This is a genomic window from Paraburkholderia sp. BR14320 (assembly GCF_040948665.1).
Classification (GTDB): domain Bacteria; phylum Pseudomonadota; class Gammaproteobacteria; order Burkholderiales; family Burkholderiaceae; genus Paraburkholderia; species Paraburkholderia youngii.
Genome location: NZ_JBFPKG010000148.1, coordinates 1 through 2,718 on the forward strand (window position 1 = coordinate 1; position 2,718 = coordinate 2,718).

The window sequence follows — 2,718 nt, forward strand, 5'->3', positions numbered from 1 at the left end:
GGCTCTCGTTGTACTCGTGCGCGTTGGTGACCGAGTAGTTCGGCTTGGGCCGCTTGCGCGGCCCACCCGTTTTCAGTCTTGCCTTGTAAGGCATGAAAGCTCGCCTGTCGGATAGATCACTGGGCTCTTTCTACCGGACCCACGGTCGTCGCGCAAGGACCCTGCTGAACAAAGCCCTTACTATGCAAATCTCGCTGAGTCTGTCACTGTGGCATGACGCAAGCAAAACGGTCTCCGGAAAACCCGGGGCGGCTCATTACGTCGCGACCAATTTAACGTGACAGTGCCCAAAGCCGTGCTCGACCACCTGCTCTCTTCACCTTCGCATACCGAAACATATCGTCGCATCTTCAGCATGCCGTGCCCGACATCGATTTGCGCCTCAGGTTTGTTCGTCTGCTCCGTGCATAATCACCGTCGAAACTAGCAACCAGTTGGATGCCACAATGAAAATCGACAGGCCAGTAAGTCCAGATGACGGTGGTGACAATGATGGGGTTGAGGAATCAGCACCCAGGCGATCCGGGACGGGGCTAGGGGGGGCCGCGGATCGGCACACACGTCCGGCCCTTGACATGCGGCTGGCGGCGCTACCGGTACATCGCCAGCCGCGCGGGATGCAGGCTTATCCGGGCGCCCAGCGGCAGCGGACGTTTTCCTCGCGGCCTCATGGCGGCGAAGAGAAAGCGGGGTATCCCTTGCGCGACTTGACCCGGCGCGAGAAGCCCGGGTCGGACAAGGTGGGGGAGATGGCCCGCGGCTGGAGCCAGCCGGGGCCATCGTTATCGCCTCAGGGCACGCACTACCGGCCCGGTTACCAGCATCGGCCGGTGCTGACGGGAAGCGGTGCACAGGAATCCCGGGCTCAGGCAGCGGGCCCATCGCGCAAGCGAACGGTGCGAGATCCGGAGGATGCGCTGGATGACAGGGAGCGTACAAGGGCACGCATCGGCCCGTATGAATCGCAGCGCCGCACCCGGTGTCTGGCGAGACACCTGACATATCCGGAACGCGAGGTCAGCCGGACGGTCGAGGCGCAACGGCGCGAGCAGCAACAGCTGCTGTCCCGGGACAGGCGGGATGATGGCTTTCCGCAACGATGTTTCCGCATGGCAGCGGAGAACGTGCTCGCGCAACGTAATGGCTACGGGCGCGCGCTGGTCTTTCTGCGCCCGGACCATGCAGGCGATAACGTGTACTTCCTGGATCGGTATCTGCAGAAACTGCAGAAACTGCAGATACCGCAAGACCGGTTTGGAGGCGGGAACGTCCGTGAGGCTGTCGAACTGGCGGCGCACTATGTCGTGGACACCGACTGGTGTGAGGACCTGCCGGCTGCCCATTACGCCCATCTCGCCAACAAGCTGAGCAAGCATGCCGACCGTGAGATCTGCGGGCTGGCGCTGGAACGTATCGCAGCGCAGGTGCTGAAGCCGGACGCGGCGAACCGGCTCCGGGCCAAGGAGGCGGCCATTCTGGGCAATGCGCTGTCCAAGGCGGCGCAACACGGGAGGTGCTGCGAAGCGGTGGTGCGTCTTGTCGGACATCTTCGGGCGTACGGCCTGATCGGCAGGCTGAACGGCCAGGACATCTCAACCCTGCTCAATGCCCTCTCGAAGTGGCCGCAGGAGCGGAGCACCTGCAACGCAGCGCTGGTCCTGGCCAGGCGGATTTCCAACGACGAGGTGCTGCGCACGTCGATGAATCCCCAGGATGTGGCGATGGCCACGAATGCGCTGTCAAAGTGGCCGGACGAGCCTGACGCGTGGGACGCGGTGCGGGTGCTGGCGCAGCGGGTCGCCACCGACAAGAAGCTGCGCACGTCGATGACACCCCAGGAAGTGGCGATGGCCGCGAATGCGCTGTCAAAGTGGCCGGAGGCGCCTGAAGCGGGGGCCGCGGTGCTGGCCCTGGCGCAGCGGGTCGCCACCAGGAAGGTGCTGCGCGAGGCGATGAACGCACAGGAAGTGGCGATGGCGCTGAACGGGCTGTCAAAGTGGCCGGAGGAGGCCGATGCGTGGGCCGCGGTGCGGGCCCTGGCGCAGCGGGTCGCCACCGAGGAGGTGCTGCGCGAGGCGATGGACGCACAGGCAGTGGCGATGGCGCTGAACGGGCTGTCCAGATGGCCGGAGGCGCCTGAGGCGCGGGCCGCGGTGCGGGCCCTGGCGCAGCGGGTCGCCACCGAGAAGGTGCTGCGCGAGGAGATGACCGCGCAGCATGTGGCCGAGGTCCTGAATGCGCTGTCAAAGTGGCCGGAGGCGCCTGAAGCGGGGGACGCGGTGCGGGCCCTGGCGCAGCGGATCGCCACCGAAAAGGTGCTGCGCGAGGCGATGGACGCACAGGAGGTGGCGATGGCCCTGAATGGGCTGTCCAGATGGCCGGAGGCGCCCGAAGCGCGGGACGCGGTGCTGGCCCTGGCGCAACGGCTCGCCACCAAGGAGGCGCTGCGCGAGGCGATGAACGCGCATGAGGTGGCGATGGCGCTGAATGGGCTGTCAAGGTGGCCGCAGGAGAGCGGCCTGCGGGAGGCGGCCAGGCTGCTGGCGGCACGCCTGGGCCGGCCCCCGCTCGCGTGGCGGGAGTTTGACCTCGGCCATCTCGCGCAGATTGCCAACGCGCTGGCGCGGCTGGGCGGGGACGAAGACGGGGACGACGCCCGGCTCGCACGCGGTGTACTGACGGGGGTAGCGATGCACCTGGCGCTGCGCCCGGAACGCT

The 2,718-nt window shown here is 66.5% G+C and carries 1 pseudogene; it reads left to right on the forward strand.

Annotated features, from left to right (window positions below):
• Window positions 1-698 precede the first annotated feature (698 nt).
• Window positions 699-2,718 (forward strand): annotated as a pseudogene (locus tag AB3X89_RS39270) (hypothetical protein); the annotation flags it as partial.